General features: G+C 70.6%; 23 protein-coding genes and 2 pseudogenes. 14 read left to right on the top strand and 11 right to left on the bottom strand.

Going from position 1 to position 22,059, the window contains the following annotated elements; all coding sequences use genetic code 11:
* Window positions 1-67 precede the first annotated feature (67 nt).
* The 3 genes from AOJ26_RS00480 to AOJ26_RS00470 all read left to right on the top strand — a co-directional run bounded on the left by AOJ26_RS00480 (window position 68) and on the right by AOJ26_RS00470 (window position 2,850).
* Window positions 68-1,060 carry a zinc-binding dehydrogenase gene (locus AOJ26_RS00480; protein ID WP_086724421.1) on the top strand — a complete coding sequence of 331 codons (993 nt, stop codon included), beginning with the start codon at window positions 68-70 and terminating at the stop codon, window positions 1,058-1,060.
* A gap of 455 nt (window positions 1,061-1,515) precedes the next feature.
* Window positions 1,516-2,217 (top strand): GAF and ANTAR domain-containing protein, encoded by a 702-nt coding sequence (locus AOJ26_RS00475; protein WP_053846134.1) that lies wholly within the window; start codon window positions 1,516-1,518, stop codon window positions 2,215-2,217.
* Between the two features lie 126 nt (window positions 2,218-2,343).
* The gene (locus tag AOJ26_RS00470; protein WP_053846117.1) at window positions 2,344-2,850 is read left to right on the top strand and encodes an ATP-binding protein; all 507 of its coding nucleotides are present in this window, start codon (window positions 2,344-2,346) and stop codon (window positions 2,848-2,850) included.
* On the opposite strand, the gene AOJ26_RS00465 is transcribed toward AOJ26_RS00470, so the two are convergent.
* On the bottom strand, window positions 2,831-3,610 hold the full coding sequence (locus tag AOJ26_RS00465) for a class I SAM-dependent methyltransferase (protein ID WP_078959674.1): 780 nt from the start codon (window positions 3,608-3,610) through the stop codon (window positions 2,831-2,833). The genes AOJ26_RS00470 and AOJ26_RS00465 overlap by 20 nt on opposite strands.
* Before the next feature lie 178 nt (window positions 3,611-3,788).
* Window positions 3,789-5,186 carry an erythromycin esterase family protein gene (locus AOJ26_RS00460; RefSeq protein WP_053846115.1) on the bottom strand — a complete coding sequence of 466 codons (1,398 nt, stop codon included), beginning with the start codon at window positions 5,184-5,186 and terminating at the stop codon, window positions 3,789-3,791.
* A 120-nt stretch (window positions 5,187-5,306) separates the two neighbouring features.
* Here AOJ26_RS00460 and AOJ26_RS00455 point away from each other — a divergent pair.
* Window positions 5,307-5,740: pseudogene (locus AOJ26_RS00455) on the top strand (VOC family protein).
* Between the two features lie 137 nt (window positions 5,741-5,877).
* Here AOJ26_RS00455 and AOJ26_RS00450 read toward each other — a convergent pair.
* Both AOJ26_RS00450 and AOJ26_RS00445 read right to left on the bottom strand, forming a co-directional pair.
* Window positions 5,878-6,405: a hypothetical protein gene (locus tag AOJ26_RS00450; protein WP_053846114.1), complete on the bottom strand. Its 528-nt coding sequence runs from the start codon at window positions 6,403-6,405 to the stop codon at window positions 5,878-5,880.
* Between the two features lie 287 nt (window positions 6,406-6,692).
* Window positions 6,693-7,202: a GtrA family protein gene (locus tag AOJ26_RS00445; protein ID WP_053846113.1), complete on the bottom strand. Its 510-nt coding sequence runs from the start codon at window positions 7,200-7,202 to the stop codon at window positions 6,693-6,695.
* Between the two features lie 557 nt (window positions 7,203-7,759).
* On the opposite strand from AOJ26_RS00445, the gene AOJ26_RS00440 reads away from it, so the two are divergent.
* A complete protein-coding gene (locus AOJ26_RS00440) occupies window positions 7,760-8,527 on the top strand; it encodes a polysaccharide deacetylase family protein (RefSeq protein WP_053846112.1) in 768 nt (255 codons plus the stop codon).
* Window positions 8,528-8,539: 12 nt separating this feature from the next.
* Here AOJ26_RS00440 and AOJ26_RS00435 read toward each other — a convergent pair whose 3' ends face one another.
* The 4 genes from AOJ26_RS00435 to AOJ26_RS00420 form a co-directional block, all read right to left on the bottom strand.
* Window positions 8,540-9,124 carry a hypothetical protein gene (locus AOJ26_RS00435; RefSeq protein ID WP_053846111.1) on the bottom strand — a complete coding sequence of 195 codons (585 nt, stop codon included), beginning with the start codon at window positions 9,122-9,124 and terminating at the stop codon, window positions 8,540-8,542.
* A gap of 247 nt (window positions 9,125-9,371) precedes the next feature.
* Window positions 9,372-9,593 (bottom strand): helix-turn-helix domain-containing protein, encoded by a 222-nt coding sequence (locus AOJ26_RS00430; protein ID WP_053846110.1) that lies wholly within the window; start codon window positions 9,591-9,593, stop codon window positions 9,372-9,374.
* Window positions 9,593-10,084, bottom strand: coding sequence for a DUF2975 domain-containing protein (locus tag AOJ26_RS00425; RefSeq protein ID WP_053846109.1), 492 nt, complete (start codon window positions 10,082-10,084; stop codon window positions 9,593-9,595). Before AOJ26_RS00425 ends, AOJ26_RS00430 begins: the two co-directional genes overlap by 1 nt.
* Window positions 10,085-10,200: 116 nt before the next feature.
* A complete protein-coding gene (locus AOJ26_RS00420; RefSeq protein WP_053846108.1) occupies window positions 10,201-10,623 on the bottom strand; it encodes a MarR family winged helix-turn-helix transcriptional regulator in 423 nt (140 codons plus the stop codon).
* A gap of 62 nt (window positions 10,624-10,685) precedes the next feature.
* On the opposite strand from AOJ26_RS00420, the gene AOJ26_RS00415 reads away from it, so the two are divergent.
* Window positions 10,686-11,489: an alpha/beta fold hydrolase gene (locus AOJ26_RS00415; protein ID WP_078959673.1), complete on the top strand. Its 804-nt coding sequence runs from the start codon at window positions 10,686-10,688 to the stop codon at window positions 11,487-11,489.
* A gap of 112 nt (window positions 11,490-11,601) precedes the next feature.
* Here AOJ26_RS00415 and AOJ26_RS00410 read toward each other — a convergent pair whose 3' ends face one another.
* A complete protein-coding gene (locus AOJ26_RS00410) occupies window positions 11,602-12,075 on the bottom strand; it encodes a hypothetical protein (RefSeq protein ID WP_053846107.1) in 474 nt (157 codons plus the stop codon).
* Window positions 12,076-12,242: 167 nt separating this feature from the next.
* On the opposite strand from AOJ26_RS00410, the gene AOJ26_RS00405 reads away from it, so the two are divergent.
* Together AOJ26_RS00405 and AOJ26_RS00400 are read left to right on the top strand one after the other, a co-directional pair.
* Window positions 12,243-12,665, top strand: a complete 423-nt coding sequence (locus tag AOJ26_RS00405; RefSeq protein WP_143663586.1) for a hypothetical protein — start codon at window positions 12,243-12,245, stop codon at window positions 12,663-12,665.
* An 83-nt stretch (window positions 12,666-12,748) separates the two neighbouring features.
* Window positions 12,749-13,537 carry a class I SAM-dependent methyltransferase gene (locus tag AOJ26_RS00400; RefSeq protein WP_053846105.1) on the top strand — a complete coding sequence of 263 codons (789 nt, stop codon included), beginning with the start codon at window positions 12,749-12,751 and terminating at the stop codon, window positions 13,535-13,537.
* Between the two features lie 88 nt (window positions 13,538-13,625).
* On the opposite strand, the gene AOJ26_RS00395 is transcribed toward AOJ26_RS00400, so the two are convergent.
* Complete coding sequence (locus AOJ26_RS00395) at window positions 13,626-14,024, bottom strand: VOC family protein (protein ID WP_053846104.1); 399 nt, start codon at window positions 14,022-14,024, stop codon at window positions 13,626-13,628.
* A 221-nt stretch (window positions 14,025-14,245) separates the two neighbouring features.
* Between AOJ26_RS00395 and AOJ26_RS43735 the strand changes: the two genes are divergently transcribed.
* Entirely contained in the window at window positions 14,246-14,395 is a 150-nt protein-coding gene (locus AOJ26_RS43735; protein WP_167348048.1) for a hypothetical protein, read from the top strand.
* 181 nt (window positions 14,396-14,576) lie between these two features.
* Entirely contained in the window at window positions 14,577-15,434 is an 858-nt protein-coding gene (locus AOJ26_RS00390; RefSeq protein WP_053846103.1) for an oxygenase MpaB family protein, read from the top strand.
* Between the two features lie 118 nt (window positions 15,435-15,552).
* On the opposite strand, the gene AOJ26_RS00385 is transcribed toward AOJ26_RS00390, so the two are convergent.
* Window positions 15,553-16,572, bottom strand: a complete 1,020-nt coding sequence (locus tag AOJ26_RS00385; RefSeq protein ID WP_053846102.1) for a LacI family DNA-binding transcriptional regulator — start codon at window positions 16,570-16,572, stop codon at window positions 15,553-15,555.
* Between the two features lie 261 nt (window positions 16,573-16,833).
* Here AOJ26_RS00385 and AOJ26_RS00380 point away from each other — a divergent pair.
* From AOJ26_RS00380 to AOJ26_RS00365, 4 genes and pseudogenes are all read left to right on the top strand, one after another.
* Window positions 16,834-18,718, top strand: a pseudogene (locus AOJ26_RS00380) (glycoside hydrolase family 127 protein).
* A gap of 112 nt (window positions 18,719-18,830) precedes the next feature.
* Window positions 18,831-20,084, top strand: coding sequence for a sugar ABC transporter substrate-binding protein (locus tag AOJ26_RS00375; protein WP_053846101.1), 1,254 nt, complete (start codon window positions 18,831-18,833; stop codon window positions 20,082-20,084).
* 115 nt (window positions 20,085-20,199) lie between these two features.
* On the top strand, window positions 20,200-21,183 hold the full coding sequence (locus tag AOJ26_RS00370) for a carbohydrate ABC transporter permease (protein WP_053846100.1): 984 nt from the start codon (window positions 20,200-20,202) through the stop codon (window positions 21,181-21,183).
* On the top strand, window positions 21,180-22,001 hold the full coding sequence (locus tag AOJ26_RS00365) for a carbohydrate ABC transporter permease (RefSeq protein WP_053846099.1): 822 nt from the start codon (window positions 21,180-21,182) through the stop codon (window positions 21,999-22,001). The genes AOJ26_RS00370 and AOJ26_RS00365 overlap by 4 nt, the downstream gene beginning before the upstream one ends.
* Window positions 22,002-22,059 lie beyond the last annotated feature (58 nt).

The raw sequence follows: 22,059 nt of genomic DNA, 5'->3' as shown, positions 1-22,059 counted from the left end.
TTGTCCACCGCCGTCGGACTCTCCTGCCCCCGGGTCAGAAAGCAGGCTCATGACGTCCTCGCCCCGCATGATGCGCGCCGTCCGGCTCACCGCTCCCGGTCCCGTGGCCGACTTGCGGCCGGTCATGCTCCCGCTGCCGCCGGAGAGGGACGGCTGGGTGCGCATCCGCGTCGAGGCGTTCGGGCTCAACCGCTCGGAGCTGAAACTCCGGCTGGGGCTGAGCGAGGGCGTCACCTTTCCCCGGGTACCGGGCATCGAGGCCGCCGGCACCGTCGACGCGGCCCCGGCCGGCAGCGGTCTCGTGCCCGGGCAGAAGGTCGTCGCGATGATGGGGGACATGGGGCGCACCTACGACGGCGGTTACGCCGAGTACACGTCGGTGCCGCTGAGCCAGGTCATCCCGGTCGACACGGACCTGCCCTGGGAGGTGCTGGGCGCCCTGCCGGAGATGGTGCAGACCGCCTACGGTTCGCTCACTGTCGGCCTGGATCTCAGGCCCGGCCAGTCCGTGCTGATCCGCGGCGGCACCTCCTCGGTCGGCCTGGCGGCCGCCGTACTGGCCACCTGGCGGGGCGCCACGGTGCTGTCCACCACCCGGCGCCCCGACCGCCTCGCATTGCTGGCGCGGCACGGTGTCGACCATCCGCTGCTCGACACCGGCGAGATCGCACCCGCCGTGCGAGCGCTCTACCCGCACGGCGTCGACGCCGCCCTCGACCTCGTCGGCACCCCGACCCTGCGCGACACCCTGCGCGCGGTACGCGTCCACGGCACGGGCTGCTTCGGCGGCAGCCTCTCCAACCAGTGGACGGTGCGGCACTTCTCCCCGAACGAATACCTGCCGAGGGGCGTACGTCTCGCGGGTTACTTCGGTGACGCTGCCGACCTGCCCCGGGCGGCCTTCCAGGAGATCCTGGACGCGGTCGCCGCAGGCCGGCTGACCTTCCCCGTCGACCGCGTCTACGACGGCCTCGACCAGGTTCCGCAGGCCCACGACGACATGGAACACAACCGCGCCACCGGCAAGCTGGTCGTCCGCGTACGGCACGAGGACCGGTGAACCGGCGTCCGCCGGGGACCGCCGTGGAGGTCCGGCCCCGGTCGGCCACGGCGGCACAGGAGTAGCACGGGTGGAGCGGGGGACTTGAACGTCAGGCCGGGCGTGGCGGCGTACCCATGGGGGCCGCACCGGCCAGGCTTCTCCGGTTCAGCCAACGAGCCGGGGAGGCCGCGTCCGGACGGGGTACCGTCTCGCGGGCGGATGCGGAGATCACCGTCTCGCGGCGGCCGCGCATGCGAGCTGACCGGGGTGCGACCTGATCGTGCGCACCCCCCCCGCCGAACCGCTGCACAGCACTCAAGCCCCACATGGACCCACATGGACCCGCACGGCATCCAAGGCACCGACTGCTCACGAACCGTAAACCATAGGGCGCGAGCCGCGGGCGTCCTGGCGCGGCGACGCAGAGGGGGTCGGCTGTAGGGTGGCCGCACCGGTGGAGGTGGGTGGTGGCGGTGGAGTGGCGGGAGTTCGCCGAGGCGATGGCCCAGCTCGCGCGGAACTTGCTGGCACAGGAGTCCGTGCAGGGCACGCTGGACGAGATCGCGGCGTCGGCGGTGCGCCTGGTGGAGGGCTGCGACGCGGCCGGAATCCTGGCCGTCCGCAAGGGCCGGGCGGTCACCCTGTCCGCGTGCGGCGACGTGGTGGAGGCATCCGACCGGTTGCAGGGCGAGCTGGCCGAGGGCCCGTGCTTCGATCTCGCCGCCCGCGCCGACGGCGGGAAGGGAGAGCGCGTCTTCCGGATCGCGGACCTCACCGAGCCGCAACCGGCCTGGCCGCGGTTCGCCACGGCGGCCCGTGGCCTCGGGATCGGCAGCATGACCGGGGTCCTGCTCTACACCCACGACGACGATTTCGGCGCGCTCAACCTGTACTCCCGCCGCCCCGGCGCCTTCGGCAAGGACATCGAGACCGCCGGCTGGATGCTGGCCTCGCACGCCGCCGTCGCCCTGGCCGACGCCCGCACGATCGACCAGCTCGAGGACGCCATGAAGACCCGGCACGCCATCGGCGAGGCCATGGGAATCCTGATGGAACGGCACAAGCTGAGCGAGGACGACGCCTTCAGCGTGCTGCGCCGCATCTCGCAGCAGCACAACATCAAGCTGCGCGACGTCGCCCAGCGGGTCCGCGCCGACCGCTCCGGCCAGGCCTGAGCACTCACCGTCCGGCGTACGCGGGCGTGAGCCCGGGCGGGCACGGCCTGCGTAGGCCCCCTGTGCCCGGGTAGCCGCAAGAGCGGCAACCGGTCACGAGTGGTGAACGCGACGAAAGAGCTCCACATGGTCACCCCGCTGATGAAGCAGGCGGCAGATGAGACGGGCAGGGACGGTCATGCCAGGCTGCGCTACGCCGCGGCCTGGGGCCCCGGCACGCCTCACGCCGTGGAGGCGCGGCGGGACGTGCGCGCCGTCCTCGCCCACGCCCCGCTGGGCGACCGCCCCGCCGTCCCCGCGTCCCGCGTCACGGATGCCGAGCTCGTCGTCAGCGAGCTCGTCACCAACGTGCTGCGGCACGCTCCCGGCCCCTGCGGCCTGACGCTGCGGCTGACCGGTTCAGAGCTGTCGATCAGCCTGTACGACACCTCGCCGGACGCGCCGGTGGTCAAGCCGCCCGACCGCGGCCGCGTCGGCGGGCACGGCCTGTATCTGGTGCACTCGATCAGTGACCGGGTCGACGTGACTCCCCGGGGCGGGGGCAAGGAGATCACCGCTCACCTGCGACTGGTGGCGAGTGAGGACTCCGACGTCGCAGGGCCCCCGCAGGCGATCAACCCCGGTGCGCGGTGACCAGCCAGGCGCGGGAGTCGAACCACACGCCGTCACCCGTGTCCTGCGCGTCGAGCGTCGCCCGCAACCGGCCGAGGGCGCGTCCGGCGGACGCGGAATCCAGACCGGCGGTCCATTTCTCCACCATGCGCAGCCGGCGGACGGCGGCGAGCGCACGCTCGGCGTCCGGGCCGTAGCAGACGGGCTCGTGCACGTCGACGACATCCACCGCGGTGAACCCGGCCCGGGTCAGGATCCCGGTCATGACGTGCGGGTCGGCCAGAGTGAAGGGGTCGAAGGGGTCGTCGGTCCCTGAGGCGGACGCCGATGGCCCGTGCCCGTGCGAGAGCGCCGCCCGTATCGCCGTGTGCCACTCCTGACGGTCGGCGGCCTGCCAGACCAGTTGCACGAACCGCGCGCCCGGACGCAGCGCCCGCCCGATGTTGGCGAAGGCGGCGCCCGGGTCGGCGAAGAACATCGTGCCGTACCGGCTGACGGCCAGGGTGAAGTGCTCCGGCGGGAACGCATGGGTCTGAGCGTCGCCCTGCACGAAGTCGACGTTGCGGAGCCCTTCCGCCTCGGCCTGTCGGCGGGCCCGCGCCAGCATCGGGCCCGAGACGTCGATGCCGACGGCGGTACCCGGCTCCGCCGCACGGGCCGCGTCCCGGGTGGTCAGGCCGGTGCCGCAGCCGACGTCGAGGACACGGTCACCGGAGCGGACGTCGAGGGCCTCCAGCAGCCGCACGTGATGACGAGCGAGCTCCGTGTCGTAGTCGAACACAGGGACCACCTCCTCGCGGGGGCGAGCCGGCCCCCGGTGCCCACTCTGCCAGCCACCAAGCGTCCACTCACCACGGACCGCCCGTCCTGTCGGGATCGCCGTCGAGGTCGTGACCGCGCCACCGCGGACCGCCTCCTGCTCCGGCTCGGCTGTCGCACCGGGGTGCCGGGACCCCCGCTCAGGGGGTGCCCAGATAGGTGGTCGCCTCGACGTCGTGCAGGTGGATGAGGATGTCGTGCGCCCGGCCGAAGGCGGTCGTGTACTTCACGGGGTCGGGCCACCCGGCGCCGATGTTCCAGGTGGCGCGCTCCTCGTGCAGCCAGGTGCGCGCGGGTTCGGGGGCCGTGCGCAGGTCGAGTACGTAGTCGTCCTGGCGGGCCTCGTCGAGGGTGTGTTCGTTGGAACCCGGCTTCGCGGCGCCCACCCGGTAGGTGCGCATCACGTTGTCCGCGGTGCCGAACGCCTTGAAGGAGCCCTGGTAGAAGCTGAAGCCGATGCTGACGTAGTCCTTGCCCAACGCGTCGCGCAGGAACGCACCTTGGGTCTTGGGGTACCGGGCGTCGAACGAGTCGTAGGACACATGGGTGTTGTGGGCCGACAGCAGGACCCGGTCGCCGGTGTGCCGGTGCCACCAGGCCACGTTCTCGGCCATGACCTGGTCGCGCAGCCTCATCATCTGCGCCGTCTGGTCCTCGTCGCCGAAGTCGAAGGACATGCCCCTGGCCATCTGGTGGATGGCCCTGGCGTGCTGGACCATCCACAGGTGTTCCCGCCGGTCGGCGCCGTGGGCGGGGCGCTGCTTGCGCAGGAGTTCGTACACCTCGCCGGTCCGCGCCGACCGTTCCCGGCGTTCGGCGAGCGGCAGCTTGAAGTACTCCGCGCTGTAGGTGCCGGCGTCGGTGGCCGGCGCCAGCCCGCGGTACAGCTCGGTGACGCGGTCCAGCAGCCGCGGGTACCTGCGGGCCACGTAGTCGGTCACTCGCCCGTACAGCTCGGGACCCGCATAGCCCATGTCGTTCCCCATGAACTGCACGGGGTCGCCCGGGTGGCGGAGGTTGTAGTCGCGCATCCACTCGATGAGGTCGAGGTAGTCCTGGTTGTTCCAGATCCGGTACGAACCCTGGAACTCCTCGCGCGCGATGTCCTTCAGGTCGCCCTTCCCGTGCACCACGTACTCGTTGAGCCGCACTCCGCTGCTCCAGGGCAGTTCCAGGGAGAAGGACCGGAAGCCCTTCTCCTCGACCAGGTACCGGAAGACCCGGTGCTTCATGCGGAAGAAGTCCCGCGAGCCATGGGTGGCCTCGCCCAGGCCCACCACCTCGGCGCCGCCGATCATCCGGCCCAGTGCCCGCAGGTCCCGCAGACCGCCTTCCGGATCAGTGGTCCTGAGGGGGTGAGCGCTGCGCTCGACGGTGGCGACCACACGCTCGTCGAGCCGCGCCGGGGCCGAGTCCTTCGACGCGGCGACGGAAGCGGGTGACCCGTGCGCCGAGTCGGCGACGGCCGGAGTGCCGACCGCCACCACGCTGATGGAGAGGAGGACCGAGGAAATGACTACTGCCTTGTGTCGCTTCATGGTTGTAGGTTTCCGCGCGCCGGGGGTGCTGCACGAACCCCTACGCTGCCCACCTGCGGGTACCGCAGGCACTACCTCGGCAAGTGGGGTGGCGGCACCGGCCTTTGCTAGGGTGCGCCGATGTCGACGATCAGGAAGATCCAGGTCACCTTTGACTGCGCGGAGCCCGAGCGTGTCGCTCGCTTCTGGTGCGAGGTGCTGGGGTACGTCGTACCGGACCCGCCCGGGGGATTCGCGAGCTGGGAGGAGTACGACCGCACCCTGCCTTCCGAGGACCGGGTTCGTGGTTCGCGTGTGTCGATCCCTCGGGCGTCGGTCCGCGGCTGTTCTTCCAGCGTGTTCCCGAGGGCAAGGTCGTCAAGAACCGTGTGCATCTCGATGTGCGGGTCGGTACCGGGCTCGTGGGTGCGGAGCGTCTGGCCGCGCTGGAGACCGAGTGCGCGCGGCTGGTCGCGCTCGGCGCGGTGCGCGAACGACTGCTGCCCGCCGATGAGGACAACGAGTCGTGCATCGTGATGCGGGACGTCGAGGGCAACGAGTTCTGTCTCGACTGAGCATCTCCTGAGGGGAGTTGGTTAGCCTGTAGCTCAGGTGTCGCCGCTGACGTGGGTACGCCGGGAGGCGTCGCGTGCGGCAACCTCGCGAGCTGCGACGGAGAAGGCACCTCCGGCTCAGCGGGGCTCTCTTTTCCTTACGGCTTGGCTCTTTTGGTCTGTCGTCCGGGCGGTTGCCGTGTCCCCTCGGATTGCTCGGCCTCCTGGACGTCTCTGGCGAGTTTGTCGACCTTCGTCTGTGCTGCCGCGATGCCGCGGAGGATGAGGCGCAGGTGGGTGGTGGACTGCGGGACGGCCGCCTGGAGTTCTTCCAGCCGGCGTTGCTGTACGGCGAGTTCGGCTCTCAGCCGCGCGGCCCGGTCGGGTGGTGGGGGTGGGGCCTCGCCGTTGAAGACGATGTTGTGCAGGGGGCGTTCGGAGTGGACGGCTTCGCGTTCGGCCGCGTGCGCGTCATGGGGGTAGTCGATCCGTACGCCGATGACACGGGAACCCCACGGCTGTTGTTGCAGGTGGGTGCGGATACGGGTGAGCGGGCACGTGGAGATGCCGACGTACAGCAGACCTTCGAGCCCGTAGAGCCGGTACAGGGCGGTGCGGCCGGCGGTGTGCAGGCTGCCTTCCTCGTCGAACAGGCTGCGCAGGAACTGAGTGTCTATGTCGGTCATGACGCGGCCTCCCTCGGCTCGGGGCGCGCGGTGCCCGCCGCGGCCGCCTCTCAACGGCCTGCGCCGGCATGCCTGCGGCCCGGGTGGCGACCGCGCGCCGATTGTCCGTCCTCTCACGGTCCCACGCGGGTGTGACAGTGCCCGGGGCGTGGCCTCGCCGGGTGTTGGCAGAACAGGTGCACTCATGGGTTTGGATGAGAACGCTTCTCCAGCGGTGTCGAGAATGCGGGGCCTCGGGTGCTCGTTCGGCTGGCTCCTGGCGATCCCGGTGAGCGTCGGCGCCTGTTTCAGGCCGCTGCTGTCAGGGCCATCGCTCCGGCTTCCTGCCGTACCAGAGGGCGTACCGGCGTCTCCCGGCCGCGATGGACGGCGAAGACGTAGAGGCGCAGGACGATGAAGCGGCCCAAGCCCGCGAGGGCAGAAGCGCTGAGGTAGACGAGTTGTTCGCTGAGCAGGGAGGGCGAGGGCTGGATCAGGTGAAGGACGTGGACGGCCGCCGTGGTGGCCAGGTACGCGAGGGTCGCCGAGCCGGCGGACTGCCAGTGCTCACGCCAGCCGGCGTGGCGCCCTGCCCCGAAGGTGAAGCGGGCGTGGAGCTCGGTGCACAGCAGGGTGGACGCGGCGGTGACGAGCGCGTTCGCGACCGCCCAGGGCAGGGTCAGGGCCAGTAGCGGAACCGCCAGGCCGGAGAGGAGCCCGACGCCGCCACCGAGGATGACGAACCGTATGAAGGAGACGACGGCGTCGGGGGCGGCCGGGGTCGCCGTCTCGGGCTTCTGGATGAGCGGCGACGTCATGAGTGTTCCTTTCAGAGGCCGCGGGCGGTGATGTCGCCGTGGGAGGTGCCGGCGTCCAGGGCGGCGGAGGCTGCGGTTGCGAGGGTGATTCGCCCTGCTGGGTGGTGAGTTCGACGGCGCCGGAGGGTCCGAAGTACTGGTTCTTGGCGGCCGGGGCGGTGACCGTGCATCAGGTGCTCCTCGCGTTTCGTCGCCGCCGTTTCCGATGCACGAAAAGCTACGTTGCATTCACTACTCTGGCAAAGCATTTGTTGCGCCCAAATCTCATCATCGCAGCTGAGTGCGATGATTTCATTGCAACAGTCAGAAGGTAACGCAACGCAGGGGAGGGCGTTCATTGCAATAGAGTGAGGGTGAACGCTATGCGGTGAGCAGGTCAGACAGGCAGGCGTTCAACCGCCCGCTCCACGGCCGCCGTTACCCGCCTGTCCGCGAACCCCCTCGGAATTGTCCTTGATCCGTAACGGACGCATCCCGCGGCCGCTGTTCCTCGTCTTGCCAGGTGGTCACGGGGTGACCGGGGAATCGACGAGTAACTGCGCGGAAGCGGGGCGGACATGGCACGGCACAGCGGGCGGGGCTGGAACGGCAAGGTGCTCGGGGCGGCGCTCGGGGTGACAATGCTCGCCGCCGGTGCCTCCGTGTGGACCGCGCAGGCCGGCGCCGTAGGCACGTCGCCCAAGGCGAGCACCTCGGCCACGCAGGGCAGCGCGGTGAAACCGGTCGATGTGACCATCGCGCACGCCTCGGACAAGGGGGCGCGGGGCGTCAACATCACGATCGACGACGGGCCCGACCCCGTATGGACCCCTCAAGTCCTGGACGTGCTGCGGGAGTACGGAGTCAAGGCCACGTTCTGCATGGTGGGCACGCAGGCGCAGGCTCACCCGGATCTGGTGAAGCGGGTGGTCGCCGCCGGGCACCGCCTGTGCGATCACTCGGTGTCCCACGACACCACCATGGACAAGAAGTCGGAGGCGTTCCAGTCGCAGCAGATACTCGACGCCGAAAGCATGATCACCCAGGCGTCCGGTGGTGTACGGCCGATGTACTACCGGGCCCCCGGCGGCGCCTTCACCCCCTACAGCCGCAAACTCGCCGCTTCCCGAGGCATGCGTCCGCTGGGCTGGAACGTGGACTCCAAGGACTTCGAGCGGCCGGGCACGGACGCCATCGTCGCCACGGTCGAACAGGAGCTGCCTGGTGGCCCGACGGTCCTCTTCCATGACGCTGGTGGCGACCGTTCCCAGACCGTCGCGGCCCTGCGTCAGATCCTGCCCCGACTCAAGGAGCAGGGTTACTCCTTCGGCTTCCCGGTGCGCTGAACCAGACACCGCTCACCCCTTCTTCAAGAAGTCCGGTTCCCAGGGCAGGACCCGGAAGTCACCCGTGCCGTTCTTCACCTGCTCGAACGGCGCCGTACTCACGCACTTGGGCAGGTCCTTGGTCTCGACCGGGTTGCCCACCGAGGCCCAGCTGTAGCCGAGACGGTCGTGTCGGCCCACGTCGTGCACGGTGAAACCGACCCGGTTGCCCTTCGCCCCCGGCAAGTCGGTGCGGGTGATGACCCCGCTGGCGACCGCGACCTTCCCGCCGGTCAACAGGCAGTCGATCCTCCCCTCGGCCCAGACGCCCCGGCCGTCGAGGTAGTGGCTGAAGCGGAAGGTCCCCGTGGCCTTCGCCGGGTCCATCCGGTGCTCGGGGGCGAGGTGTGCGTCGAAGGTGAAGGTGATGTCGTCGCCGAGTGGCCGGTAGAGCTTGGCGGACCCCGTCAGAGCTGCGGCCTCCCTCGGTGTGCCGGGGGATCCGGTCTCGGCCGAGCGGTCCAGGGCCGTGGCAGAGGCGGTGCATGCGACGGTGATCAGGACGGCGGCGCCCGCGGCGACACGGATGCGGGTGGAGGCTGACGCGTTGCGACTCATCGCTGGTCCTTCCTCGTGGTGGGCGCCCTTTGGCCGCGGGCGCCCACCCAGAGTCCCGTGGATTGACGGTGCCTCACATCGCCCGCTCAGTCGACGTGTTGCTCCGCCGCTCGGAGCATGCGAGTGATCGCCGTGAGCCCGCAGAGGTATGCGCGACTGGGCCCTTGGTCCCACACGGGGGACGACATCGCCTGCGGCCAGACAGTGAACGCGAGGCAGTGAACGCGGGGCATGACCGCGGGGCACGTCACCCGTCCACGGTGTGCTCCGACTCCCAGCGCAACAGGTCACCCGGCTGGCATTCGAGCACCTCGCAGAGCGCGGCGAGCGTCGCGAATCGTACGGCCTTGGCGCGGCCGTTCTTGAGGACCGCCAGGTTGGCGGGTGTGATCCCCACGCGTTCCGAGAGCTCGCCCACGGACATCTTCCGCTTGGCCAGCATCACGTCGATGTCGACGGCGATCGGCATCAGATCACCTCGGCCAACTCGGCCTGCATCTGCGCTGCTTCGGCGTCCCGCGCGACGGCCTGGGCGAGCAGCATCCGCAGCACGTACACGATGAGCGCGACACCCAGGATGGCCACCCCGATCCCGCCCATGATGACGGTGACGCCCGGGTCGTCCCGCTGGCCCGGAGCGTTCACGGCTGTGACCGCGAACCACACGAGGGCGGCCGACGCGATCGCACCGATCACACCGTCCACGTACCGGAAGGCGGCGTGGGAGAACACGGTTCCGCGTCGCACCATCGAGACCAGCCGCCCGACGCAGACCACGGCGACCTGGACCGACACCATGCCGAGGATCGTGATCACGCGCAGCGAGGTCAGGGGGAGGGACCCCTCCTCCGGGTCCTTTCCGCCGGCCAACGCCAACACCATCAACGCCTGGACGAAAAGGGTGCCGGTGAACACCCCCACAAGCACCGCACGCAGTGCGTGGACAGCCAGCTTTCCCATGACTCACCTCTCCATCGAATCGCGATGGAAAGCTATCGAATTTCGATAGGCAGAGCAAGAGGGTCCCCTGGTCTTCGGTGGGTGACCCTCTCGGTCTGCCGGCGCCCCGTCCCGCCTCAGTCGGCGTCCCGCTCTCCGGTGAGGCGCCGAAGCAGGTCGAGCAAGGTGGCACGGTCCGCGTCCGGCAAGGGGGAGAAGCATGCGGCGAGCACCTCGTCGGCCACCTTGTGGCCGGCCGACAGGACCTGTTCGCCGGCGGGCGTGAGGTGATGTTCGATGCGCCGCCCGTGTCCTGGTCGGCGTTCGACGAGATCCTGGGCCGCGAGGCGGCCGGCGAGCGTGCCGAAGGCCTGCTCGGTCTGGAAGGTCGCTGCGGCCAACTCGCGCGCCGACGCTCCGGGGGAGCGGCTGATCGCACGCAGTGCGTCCCACTGGGCCAGTGTCGTGCCGACGGCCTGGAGGGCGCTGTCGAGGGCCCTGTGCTGTCGGTACTGGGCCTGCTTGACCGCTCTGCCGAGTTCTTGCAGCTCACCGTGCATGAGGCGAGTCTACGGCATAACCAAGCTAGCTTATATAAGCATCTTTAGTTAGAGTGTTCGGCATGTCCACAGACGCAGCGGCAGCATCAGCCGCCTACGCCGACCTGCCCCTCACCCTGTCCGAGGCCGGAACAGGAAGGCCGGTCCTGGTCCTGCACGGTGGGGGAGGCCCCGCCACCGTCGCGGGCCTGGCCGACCACCTCTCCGGCACCGCCCACACGATCACCCCCGTGCACCCCGGCTGGGAGGGCACCCACCGCCCGGCACGGCTCACCGGCATCGACGACCTCGCCCTCGCCTACCTGCACCTTCTGCGCGAACGCCACCTGAGCGACGTCCTCGTCGTCGGTTCCTCACTCGGGGGCTGGACGGCCGCCGAGATGGCCCTGCGTGACACCGAGGGACTCATCACCGGTCTCGTCCTGATCGACGCGGTGGGCGTGCACGTTGAGACGGAACCGATCACCGACTTCTTCGCCCTGGACGCCCGCGGAGTCGCGGAGCACTCCTGGCACGACCCCGACCGCTTCTACGTCGACCCGGCCGACATCCCGCCCGACGAACTCGCGCGCAGGCAGGCCAACATGGCCACCATGCGCGTCCTCGCCGGCGAACCGTACATGCACAGCCCCACGCTGTTGTCCCGGCTCGGCCAGATCCGGGTGCCCGCCCTGCTGCTCTGGGGTGAGAGCGACCGTGTCGTCACCCCTGCCTACGGCGCCGCGTACGCCGACGCGTTCGGCGACGGCCGACTCGAGGTCATCCCCGGGGCCGGTCACCTTCCGCAGATCGAGCAGCCGGAGGCCACCTTCGCCCTGATCGACGAGCATCTGCGCCGGACGGGCGGCCTCTTGCGTCAGCGCTGAGCGATCTCCGTCCCGTCCGGGTCGGTCGTCCGTGAGCGGGGGCGATATGACGGCGGGCGGGGGCGGTAAGACGGCCACCACCAGACCGTGGGTCGCGGCATGAGGCCGCGTGTCACTGTTCATCGAGGGATTCCTGCCGGGCGAGGAACTCCTCGAACGCCGCTTTCTGCTTCGGGTCCATGAATCCTTGCCACACGTTGCGGGCCTGCTCGTGGAGCCAGTGCGCCTCGCCCGGATCCAGGAGTTCGGCAACCACCACGCCTCCGCGAGCGACCGCCGTGCGGCTACCCACACGACGACGGAACAGCGTGAAGGGCCCGAAGTCCTCCGGGTGGGCGAGGTCCGGACGTTCCGTTTCCGTCCGGTTCCGGGTGCTGGCGTCACGCGCCGGGTAGGCGGCAGGAGCCCAGTGCTCCCATGACGCCAGTGTGGCCGCGGGCACCAGCACGGCATGCTCCGCCTCGTCACGCCCCTCCCACATGAACGTGACGTTGACCGGCTCGCCGACCGCCTCGGCCAGCCCGAGCACCCGTTCCATCTCATCGTCGACGGGACAACCCGCCACCACGTCTATCTGAATTCCCATGCCACCGAGGCTAGTTGCCCCCTCTGACATGGCAGGTGCGTGCGCCGCGCCCGGGAAAACCGCCGGACCCGCCGGCAGGGGCACGGCAGAGGGTCCGGAGCACGGAGGCGCAGGTCGGCGGGGAAGGGCAGACGGCGGGACTGTACGAGATCTGGCAGCGGGCGGAGGTGTCGCGCAGGCTCGACGTGCTGTCGGGCTTCATCGCGATGCGCGTGGCGGCGGACGACGACGCGAGTCACCGTCTCGCCCGACTGGTCGCCGACGCGGACGCGGCCCTTTCCGCCTCACCCCCGGATGCCGAGCCCCCGGATGCCGAGCCCGCCTCGGAGTGCCTGGACGAACTCGTCCGGTGGGCCGACACGGAGTGGGCCGATCACCCCTACCGTCCTATGGAGGCACGGCCCGACGAGGCCGACCGGCAGACGCGTGACTACGCCGAGGACCTGCGGCACACCGCGCTCCCGGCCGTCGTCCGGGACGAGATGGGCCGTATTGAACTCAGGGTCTCCGGACTCCCGCGCGTGCCGGCCGACGCGACCGCGAACGGATCCCTCGACACCGTCGCCGACCTCCAGGGCTACATCGGCTGACCGTGCGCGTTGGATCACTGGGACGGTGAAGGCGCTCGCGATCGGCCAGGAACCGAACCGACGCGGCGCGCGTCTCCCGCACCATGATCTCCAACGAGCATCCAGAGCACGTGAGATCCGCCGGGCTCGACTCGCCGTCCGCGGTGACCGGGCATCCGTCGAAGGTCAACGACTACAACAGCTTCGCCGAGGCGTACACGGCCGAGAACGAGACCAACCTGATCAACGCCCACTACGAACGACCCGCGATGCTCGACTTAGCGGGAGACGTGGCCGGGCGGCGCATCCTGGACGCCGGCTGCGGGTCCGGGCCGCTGTTCGGGGCGTTGCGCGAGCGTGGTGCCGTCGTGAGCGGGTTCGACGCGAGTGCCGGGATGGTGGAGCTGGCCTGGCGGAGGCTCGGCGAGGGCGCTGACCTGCAAGTGGCGGACCTGGGAGGTCCGCTCCCTTACCCGGATGACACGTTCGACGACGTGGTGGCCTCCCTGGTGCTGCACTACCTGGAGGACTGGGGGCCGCCGCTGGCCGAGCTGCGACGGGTCCTCAAGCCCGGTGGGCGACTGATCGCCTCTGTCGACCATCCCTTCGCCATCAACCTCATGCACCGCCAGGCCGGCCGCGAGGACGAGTACAACTACTTCGACACCACCAACTGGACCGAAGAGTGGACCATGGGTGGCCGGAGCGCGCTGATGAGTCTCTGGCACAGGCCGCTGCACGCGATGACCGAGGCGTTCACCGGGGCCGGTTTCCGCATCACGGTCATCAGCGAGCCGGAGCCTGATCCAGCCGCCCGCGACCTGTTCCCCGACACCATCGCGGCCAAGCCCCGCTTCTTGTGCTTCCTGTTCTTCGTTCTGCATGCCGACTAGCACCCGACTTGCACCCGACTAGCACCCGGGTACACCCGTTACACGGACACTCCCAGCCCCGCATCCCCGCCCGCGCCGGCTCAGGGTGTCAGGCCCCCGGACCGGAACCCGTCCGCACGAACAGGCAGAACGGATGTCCCACCGGGTCGCGCAAGACTCGTACATCGTTCTGGGGCTGGAAGTCCGCCATGCTCGCTCCCAGGGCGAGGGCGTGATCGACGGCTGACGACAGGTCGTTCACCTCGATGTCCAGATGCATCATCATCTGCTGCCCGGAGTCGCGGGTGGGCCACTGTGGGGGTTGGAAGAGCGGCTCTGTCTGGAAGGACAGCGCGGCCGTGCCGTCGGGCGACACGATCTCGACCCAGCCCGGTTCCTCCTTCCGCGTCCGCCACCCGAGCAGACCGCGGTAGAACCGCGCGAGCTCACGCGCGTCCGGTGCGTCAAGGGTGGTCGCGGCCAGGGTGAAACGCGGTTGAGGCTCCATGCGGTAGGGCTGCCCCGTGTGGCCGCGGTCAGCCCGACGGGACACGTTCCGGATTTCTCGCCGCCCACGGAGGCCGTCCCACGGGTCGGCTCGGTTCGGCGCGGCTCTCGGCAGCGTCCTGACCTCTCTCCCGAGGGGTGGGACGGTCGGCCCGGGGTAGCCGCCTCTGTACGAAGGCCTGGTCGTGCAGGAGTTGTCGTCGACCTCTCGGGAGGACAGTCATGCCTGGCATGTTGGAGAAGATCAAGCAGTTCAGCAGGAGCCCGCAGGGCCGGCGTGCCGCAGAGCAGGTGCGCCGTGCCTCGGCCGATCCGCGACGCCGGGCACAGGCGCGCCAACTGCTCGGCAAGCTCCGGGGACGGAGCCGCTGAAACGGGCCGCGGCGACGTCTCCGCGCCTCCGCAACTCCGAGCGGTCCGCGCCAGTGCCGCGCGGGCCGCTCGGAGGCGACAGCGGAGACATGCGGACGCCGGCCCGCATCCGTACGCACCACCGCTGACGAAGAAAGGTGAGCGGCGTGCTCACCAGGGGCCGGGAAGGAGGCACGCGCCGATGACCGACCTCCGTGATCGACTCGGCAGGGCCGTGTTCCGGCGCGTGGCAGGCCCGGACGGTCCGGCCAACCGTGCCCGTATCCACGACACTCCGGGCCCCCGGTGGTTCGGTCCGGACCGTCCCATCCGCACGGTCCACGGCGACGCGTCGATGTTCATCGGCGGGCTGAGCGCGCTCCTGCTCCAGTCCCTGCACCCGCTCGCCATGGCCGCCGTGTCCGCGCACTCCGGGTTCCGCGGTGACCCGTGGGGACGGTTGCAGCGCACCAGCACCTTCCTGGCCGTCACGACGTACGGCACCGCGTCCGACGCGGAGGAGGCCGTCGCGCGGGTGCGCGGCATCCACGAGCGGGTGCGCGGGACGACGGCCGACGGCCTCGCGTACCACGCGGCGGACCCGCACCTGCTGGGCTGGGTGCACGCGGCCGAGACCGACAGCTTCCTGCGCGCGCACGAGCGCTACGGCGCCCGGCCGCTCGACGCGGCGGGCTACGACGCCTACGTGGCCGACACCGCACGGGTCGCCGAGGCGCTGGGCGTGGTCGATCCGCCGCGCGACCGCGAGGCCCTGGCCGGGTGTCTGGCCACGTATCTGCCGGAGCTGCGGGCCACCCCGGACGCCCGGGCCGCCGCCCGGTTCCTGCTGCTGCACCCGCCCGTGCCGCTCGCCGCGCGGCCGGTCTACGGCGTCCTCGCGGCGAACGCGGTCGCACTGCTGCCGCCGTGGGCGCGGAGGGTGCTGCACCTGCCCCGGCTCCCGGTGGTGGAGGGGCTCGCGATACAGCCCTCGGGTCTCCTGCTCACCCACACGATCCGCTGGGTCATGACGCCGGGGGCACGCTCGCGGGCGGAGTGAGCAGCGGAGGCGGCCGTGTGCGCAGGTCGCAGCGTCCCCCTCTCTCTCCCCCCCCCCGCACGGCCTGCGAGAAAAGGGTTTCCCAATGTGGGGCAGCGGGCAGCCGCGCGGGAGTGTCTCAGGACGACTCGCGCACCACGAGCCGGCAGGGGACGGTGTGCCGGCCGGGCTCGGGCCGGGCCCCGATGGCGTCCAGCAGCCGCAGGGCGGCCTGGCGGCCGATCTCGGAGAGATCGGTGTCGATCGTGGTGAGCGGGGGCCGGCAGGCCAGGGCCATGATGTCCCAGTTGTCGTAGCCCACGATCGCGACCCTGCCCGGGACGTCCACGCCGTTCTCGCGCAGGGTGTCGGCGACGCCCCGGGCGATCTGGTCGTTGCCGCAGAAGAAGGCGTCCGTGTCCGGGGCGATGCGCAGGACCGCCTCCGCCGCGCGGCGCCCCCACGCCTCGCTCCACTCGCCGAAGTGGACACGCCCGGTGGCGAGTTCGAGCGAGGAGCGCTCGAGCAGCTCGACGGTGTGCCGGGCGCGGTCCTGGGCGGCCGCGTGATGTGCCGGGCCGGTGATGTGCGCGATCCTGGTGCGCCCGGTCGCCAGCAGGTGCTCGACGGCCAGTTTGGCTCCGCTGTGGTCGTCCGAGACCACGGAGATGTCGTCCGGGTCCGTGGACGGCGAGAGCGCGTAGACCGTCGGGATCGGCTCGATGCCCTTCAGGGGCGGCCTGGGGTCGGTGCGGCGGCCGGTCACGATGATGCCGTCCACCCGCCGGTCCATGAGGTTGCGCAGATGGTGCTGCTCGCGGATGGCGTCGCCGCGGGTGTCGCACAGCAGCACGGAGATCTTCCCGGCGCCGAGCGCGTCCTCGGCACCGAGGAGGACGGGGGTGCTGAACCGGCCGATGCCGTCGGTCGTCATCAGCCCGACGGTCCAGCTGCGGCCGGTGTGCAGGCTCTGCGCGTGCTGGTTCGGGCGGAAGTCGAGCTCCTCCACGGCGGCCAGGACCCGTTGCCGCGTCTCGGGCCGCATCCTGCCGTTGCCGTTGAGCGCCTTCGAGGCCGTGCCGACGCTGACGCCGGCCAGCCTGGCCACATCGGCGAGTTTTGCCCGTCCGGTCGAGGGAGAACCCGGAGCAACGGTCACGCGCAATCCTTTTCCTGAAGGGTGTGAGTCTGCACCATCCTGGCACCATTCCTCGTCGTCGGCCAGCCCCGGCAAGGGGAAAGAAATACCGCGGCGTTCCTCTTGACTCGCGCGCACCGGCTCTCTACTTTTCCGGGCAGAAAAACGTTTTCCCAAAGCGGGTTCGAGAGGCGGGCCACCGTCTCACCGCGCCGCGGCCACCGGGGCACCGACAGTGCACCGTATCCCCGGCCCGCTCCCCATCCAACCGTTCGGAGAGCCATGCCCCACCCCCGTTCCGCCATGCCCTCCTCCGCGTCTCCGGCCCTGCCCGACCAGCCGGTCGTCCCGTCGGGCCCGGTCCGCCCGGGCCCGGCCGCCAAGGCGGCGCTCGCCCCCGCCGCCGCAGAGGTGCAAGGCGGTTTCTGGAGCACCCGGCGCCGGGTGAACGGGCGGACCTCCATTCCCCAGGGTCCCGAACTGCTGGAGTCGGCGGGAAACCTGGACAACCTGCGGGTGGCGGCCGGCCTCACCGAGGGCGCGTTCCAGGGCGCGTACCCGTTCGTGGACTCCGACGTCTACAAGTGGCTGGAGGCCGCGGCCTGGCAGCTCGCCCAGGCGCCGTCCGGGGACGAGGGCCCGCTCGCGGCCGACGTGGAGCGGATCGTCTCCCTCGTCGCGGCCGCGCAGCAGCCCGACGGATACCTGAACACCTGGTTCCAGCTCCTCAAGGGCGGCGAGCGCTACCAGGACCTGCGCTGGGGCCACGAGCTGTACTGCGCGGGACACCTCATCCAGGCCGCCGTCGCCCACCACCGGGCCACCGGACGCCGTGAACTCCTGGACGTGGCGGTGAAGTTCGCCGACCACATCGACTCGGTCTTCGGCCCGCCCGAGAGCGGCAAGCCGATCGACGGCGTCGACGGCCACCCCGAGGTCGAGACCGCCCTGGTGGAGCTCTACCGGGAGACGGGGGAGCGGCGCTACCTGGACCTCGCCGGCTACTTCGTCGACCGCTTCGGCCACGGTCTGCTGGGCGGCGAGGCGTACTGCCAGGACCGTGTCCCGCTGCGCGAGGCGACCGATGTCGAGGGGCACGCCGTACGTCAGTTGTACCTGCTGGCGGCCGCGACCGACCTGGCGACGGAGAACGGGGACACCGAACTACGCGCCGTCACGGAGCGGTTGTGGGCCGCGATGACCGCCGCCAAGACCCACATCACCGGCGGACTGGGCGCCCACCACGACGAGGAGGACTTCGGCGACCCGTACGAACTGCCCAACGAGCGCGCCTACTGCGAGACCTGCGCCGCCATCGCCTCGGTCCAGTGGAGCTGGCGCATGGCCCTGCTCACCGGCGAGGCCCGCTACTCCGACCTGATCGAACGCACCCTGTTCAACGGCTTCCTGGCCGGGGTCTCCCTGGACGGCGAGCGGTGGCTGTACGTCAACCCGCTCCAGGTCCGCGACGGTCACACCGACCCCGGCGGCGACCAGTCGGCCCGCCGCACCCGCTGGTTCCGCTGCGCCTGCTGCCCGCCCAACGTCATGCGGCTGCTGGCCTCCCTGGAGCACTACCTCGCCTCCGGAGACGCCGGCGGCCTCCAGATCCACCAGTACGCCACCGGCCGCTACACCGCCGACGGCGTCACTGTCCGCTGCGAGACCGGCTACCCGTGGCAGGGCACGATCGCCTTCACCGTCGAGGAGACCCCGGCCGACCGGCCCTGGACCCTCTCGCTGCGCATCCCGCAGTGGTGCCGTAAGTACCGGATCCGGTACGGGGACACGGCGTACGACGGGACGGACGCCCCCGCCACCGACGGCTGGCTGCGCATCGAGCGGACCTGGGCGCCGGGCGACCGTGTCGTCCTCGAACTCGCGCTGGCACCCCGCCTCACCGCCGCCGACCCCCGGGTGGACGCCGTACGCGGCTGCGTCGCCATCGAGCGCGGACCGCTCGTGTACTGCCTGGAGGGGGTCGACCACCCCGGTGGCGGCCTCGACGACATCGTCCTCGACCCGGCCGGCCCGCTCGCCGACGTGCACCGCCCCGACCTGTTGGGCGGCGTGACCACGGTGACGGCCTCCGGGTACCGCCGTGCCCTACTACGCGTGGGCCAACCGCCAGGACGGCAGCATGCGCGTCTGGCTGCCCACGCAGTGAGCCACCCGTCCAGCCCAGCTCCGCACTCGGGCCCTCCACACGCCAGACGTCCCGCCACGTCCCCCCTCGCCCCGTCCCTCCCTTCGAGCCGCCCCAAGACAACGAGGTCGCCGTGAGAAACGCCCGTCGCACCCTGATAGCCGCCGTCGCCACCGCCGGTGCGCTCGTCTCCGTCGCCGCCTGCGGCGGTGGTTCCGACTCCTCCGCCTCCGGTTCCGGCAGCGCCGGCGGGACGTACACCTTCTGGGACCCGTACCCGCAGTTCGACGCCTCCTCGCCGTGGGGCAAGCTCGTCAGCAAGTGCGGCACCGACGCCGGGGTCGAGGTCAAGCGCACCGCCATGGACACCACGGACCTGGGCAACAAGGCCCTGCTCGCCGCCCAGCAGGGCAACGCCCCCGACGTGATGCTCGTGGACAACCCGGTCGTCTCCACGCTCGTGGAGGCGGGCATCCTCAACAAGACCGCCGACCTCGGACTGGACACCACGTCCGTCCAGAAGAACATCCTCGGCGCGGGAGAGATCGACGGCGCCTCTTACGGCGTTCCCATCGGCGCCAACACCCTCGCGCTCTACTACAACAAGAAGGTCCTCACCGCGGCGGGTGTCGACCCGGCCTCGGTCAAGGACTGGGACTCCCTCACGGCCGCGCTGAAGAAGGTCAAGGCGGCCGGCAAGAAGGGCATCACCTTCTCCGCGATCAACACCGAGGAGGGCAGCTTCCAGTTCCTGCCCTGGTTCTGGGGCGCCGGCGGTGACCTGACCGAGCTCGACTCGGCCAAGGGCGTGGCAGCGCTGTCCCTGTGGAAGGGCTGGGTGGACGACGGACTGGCCCCCAAGGACGTCCTGCAGAACACCCAGACCACGAGCTGGCAGGAGTTCGCCACCGGCGACTACGCGTTCGGCGAGAACGGCACCTGGCAGCTCGGCAACGCCGACAAGGCCGGTTTCGAGTACGGCGTCATCAGCATCCCCGGCCGGAGCGGCGGGGCGGCGCCGGTGCCGACCGGAGGCGAGTTCGTCACCGTCCCGGTCCAGAAGGACAGCGGACGCTACGACGTCACCAAGAAGATCGTCACCTGTCTCACCAGCTCCGCCAACCTGCTGGCCACGGACACCACTCTGGCCTACGTCGCTCCCACCGCGGCGGTGCAGGCCGAGCAGGTCAAGGCGAACCCCGAACTGAAGCCGTGGGTGGACGCGGTGGCCGCGGCACGCGGTCGCACCAGCGGCGGCCTGGGCACCAAGTACCCGGTCATCTCGCAGCCGATGTGGACGGCCGTGCAGAGCGCCCTGTCCGGAGGCCAGAGCCCGCAGGCCGCCCTCGACGCCGCCCAGAAGGCCGCGGACAAGGGCAGGAGCTGACCACTCGACGCCCTCGCGGCACCTTCCGGGCCCTGCCCCGGCCGTCGCACGGCACCCGCAACCGCCCGGACACCGCCGCCGGTCCCGGGCGGGCCACCCCTTCCAGGAGTCCGCCATGACCATCGCCCGCGTCGACCGCCGCGCCCCGCGGTCCCCGGCCAGGCCCCGGGACGCCGGCACCGCAGCCCCGGCCGACGGCCCCGCACCGCGGCCGCACCGGCGCCGCACGAGCCGGCTGACCGCACTCGCGTTCCTCGCGCCGCTGGCCCTCTACCTCGCCGCGTTCTACGTCTATCCCCTGTACCGCAACCTCGACCTGAGCCTGCGTGACTACACGGTCCGCTCGTTCGTCGCGGGCGACGCGCCGTTCTCCGGGCTGGACAACTTCAGGACCGTCCTGGACGACCCCACGTTCGGCCCGGCGATACGCCACACCATGATCTTCACCTTCGTGTCGATCGCCTTCCAGTACGCCGCGGGGCTCGCCCTCGCGGTCTTCTTCAACCGGCACTTCCGGCTGGCCGCCACCCTCAGGGCGCTGTTCCTGATCCCCTGGCTGCTGCCGCTGATCGTGTCCGCGTCGACCTGGTCGTGGATGCTCAACAGCGAGTCCGGCGTCCTCAACTACGCCCTGCACACGGTCGGCGTGGCCCCCGTCGACTGGCTCAACTCCCCGCACTGGGCCCTGACCTCGGTCATCATCGCCAACATCTGGATCGGCATCCCATTCAACCTGGTCATCCTCTACAGCGGGCTGCAGAACATCCCCGGCGAACTCTACGAGGCGGCCTCCCTGGACGGGGCGAACGCCTGGCAGCAGTTCCGGCGGATCACCTTCCCGCTGCTGCGCCCGGTCTCCGCGATCACCCTGCTGCTGGGCCTGGTCTACACCCTCAAGGTGTTCGACCTGATCTGGATCATGACCAAGGGCGGCCCCGGCGACGCCTCCTCCACCCTGGCGACCTGGTCCTACCAGCTCGGCTTCGGCTCCCTGCTGCCGAAGTTCGGCCCCGGAGCCGCCGTCGGCAACATCCTCATCCTCATCGCCCTCGTCTTCGGACTGCTCTACATCCGCGTCCAGAGGAGGCAGGAAACATGAAGTCCCGTACGGGAAAGCGCCGTTACACCGTCATCGGCCTCCTGCTCACCGCCGTGATGCTGTTCCCGGTCTACTGGATGCTCAACGTGTCCCTCACCCCGCAGCAGGACATGCGCAAGAGCCCGCCCGACCTGCTGCCCCTGCACCCCACCTTCGAGGGCTACCGCGCCGTCCTCGACGACCAGATGCCCTACCTCGGCACCAGCCTGCTCATCGGTCTGGGCACGGTCGTCCTCACCCTCCTGCTCGCCGCCCCGGCCGGCTTCGCACTGGCCAAGCTCCGTCCGCCGGGCGGCGGCTTCCTCGGCCTCGTCCTGCTGGTCGCCCAGATGGTCCCCGGCATCGTCATGGCGATGGGCTTCTACGGCATCTTCCTCGACCTCGGACTGCTGAACTCCTGGTGGGGCCTGATCGTCGCCGACTCCACCATCGCGGTGCCCTTCGGCGTCATGATCTTCACCGCGTTCATGTCGGGCATCCCCGGTGAGCTGATCGCCGCCGCCCGCATCGACGGGGCCGGCACCTGGCGGACCTTCCGGTCCGTCGTGCTCCCGGTCAGCCGCAACGCGCTCGTCACGGTCTCGCTCTTCAGCTTCCTGTGGGCCTGGTCCGACTTCGTCTTCGCCAACACCCTCGACAGCGGCGGCGAGTTGCGACCGATCACGCTCGGCATCTACCACTACATCGGCAACAACAACCAGGAATGGAACGCGATCATGGCCACCGCCGTCGTCGCGTCGCTGCCCGCCGCGGTGCTGCTCGTCCTCGCCCAGCGCTATGTGGCCGCCGGTGTGACCGCGGGCGCGGTCAAGGACTGAACCACCGTGCCCGCCGCCCCCGGCCCACCAGCCAGGCGGGGCCGGTCCCCGCCTGGCT

Origin of the sequence: Streptomyces sp. NRRL B-24085, assembly GCF_001282115.1 — a bacterium.
Lineage (GTDB): Bacteria > Actinomycetota > Actinomycetes > Streptomycetales > Streptomycetaceae > Streptomyces.
Note: the sequence above shows the minus strand (reverse complement) of the source record. Positions and strands in the feature narration are given on the sequence as shown.

Bases quoted from the DNA above. Each gene is read 5' to 3' on its own strand.
- AOJ26_RS00460 (WP_053846115.1), bottom strand. From the start codon at position 5,186: ATGAAGCGACACAAGGCAGTAGTCATTTCCTCGGTCCTCCTCTCCATC.
- AOJ26_RS00445 (WP_053846113.1), bottom strand. From the start codon at position 7,202: ATGACGTCGCCGCTCATCCAGAAGCCCGAGACGGCGACCCCGGCCGCC.
- AOJ26_RS00480 (WP_086724421.1), top strand. From the start codon at position 68: ATGATGCGCGCCGTCCGGCTCACCGCTCCCGGTCCCGTGGCCGACTTG.
- AOJ26_RS43735 (WP_167348048.1), top strand. From the start codon at position 14,246: ATGCCTGGCATGTTGGAGAAGATCAAGCAGTTCAGCAGGAGCCCGCAG.
- AOJ26_RS00470 (WP_053846117.1), top strand. From the start codon at position 2,344: ATGGTCACCCCGCTGATGAAGCAGGCGGCAGATGAGACGGGCAGGGAC.
- AOJ26_RS00420 (WP_053846108.1), bottom strand. From the start codon at position 10,623: ATGCACGGTGAGCTGCAAGAACTCGGCAGAGCGGTCAAGCAGGCCCAG.
- AOJ26_RS00370 (WP_053846100.1), top strand. From the start codon at position 20,200: ATGACCATCGCCCGCGTCGACCGCCGCGCCCCGCGGTCCCCGGCCAGG.
- AOJ26_RS00430 (WP_053846110.1), bottom strand. From the start codon at position 9,593: ATGCCGATCGCCGTCGACATCGACGTGATGCTGGCCAAGCGGAAGATG.
- AOJ26_RS00365 (WP_053846099.1), top strand. From the start codon at position 21,180: ATGAAGTCCCGTACGGGAAAGCGCCGTTACACCGTCATCGGCCTCCTG.
- AOJ26_RS00450 (WP_053846114.1), bottom strand. From the start codon at position 6,405: ATGACCGACATAGACACTCAGTTCCTGCGCAGCCTGTTCGACGAGGAA.
- AOJ26_RS00410 (WP_053846107.1), bottom strand. From the start codon at position 12,075: ATGGGAATTCAGATAGACGTGGTGGCGGGTTGTCCCGTCGACGATGAG.
- AOJ26_RS00390 (WP_053846103.1), top strand. From the start codon at position 14,577: ATGACCGACCTCCGTGATCGACTCGGCAGGGCCGTGTTCCGGCGCGTG.
- AOJ26_RS00400 (WP_053846105.1), top strand. From the start codon at position 12,749: ATGATCTCCAACGAGCATCCAGAGCACGTGAGATCCGCCGGGCTCGAC.
- AOJ26_RS00440 (WP_053846112.1), top strand. From the start codon at position 7,760: ATGGCACGGCACAGCGGGCGGGGCTGGAACGGCAAGGTGCTCGGGGCG.
- AOJ26_RS00435 (WP_053846111.1), bottom strand. From the start codon at position 9,124: ATGAGTCGCAACGCGTCAGCCTCCACCCGCATCCGTGTCGCCGCGGGC.
- AOJ26_RS00395 (WP_053846104.1), bottom strand. From the start codon at position 14,024: ATGGAGCCTCAACCGCGTTTCACCCTGGCCGCGACCACCCTTGACGCA.
- AOJ26_RS00415 (WP_078959673.1), top strand. From the start codon at position 10,686: ATGTCCACAGACGCAGCGGCAGCATCAGCCGCCTACGCCGACCTGCCC.
- AOJ26_RS00425 (WP_053846109.1), bottom strand. From the start codon at position 10,084: ATGGGAAAGCTGGCTGTCCACGCACTGCGTGCGGTGCTTGTGGGGGTG.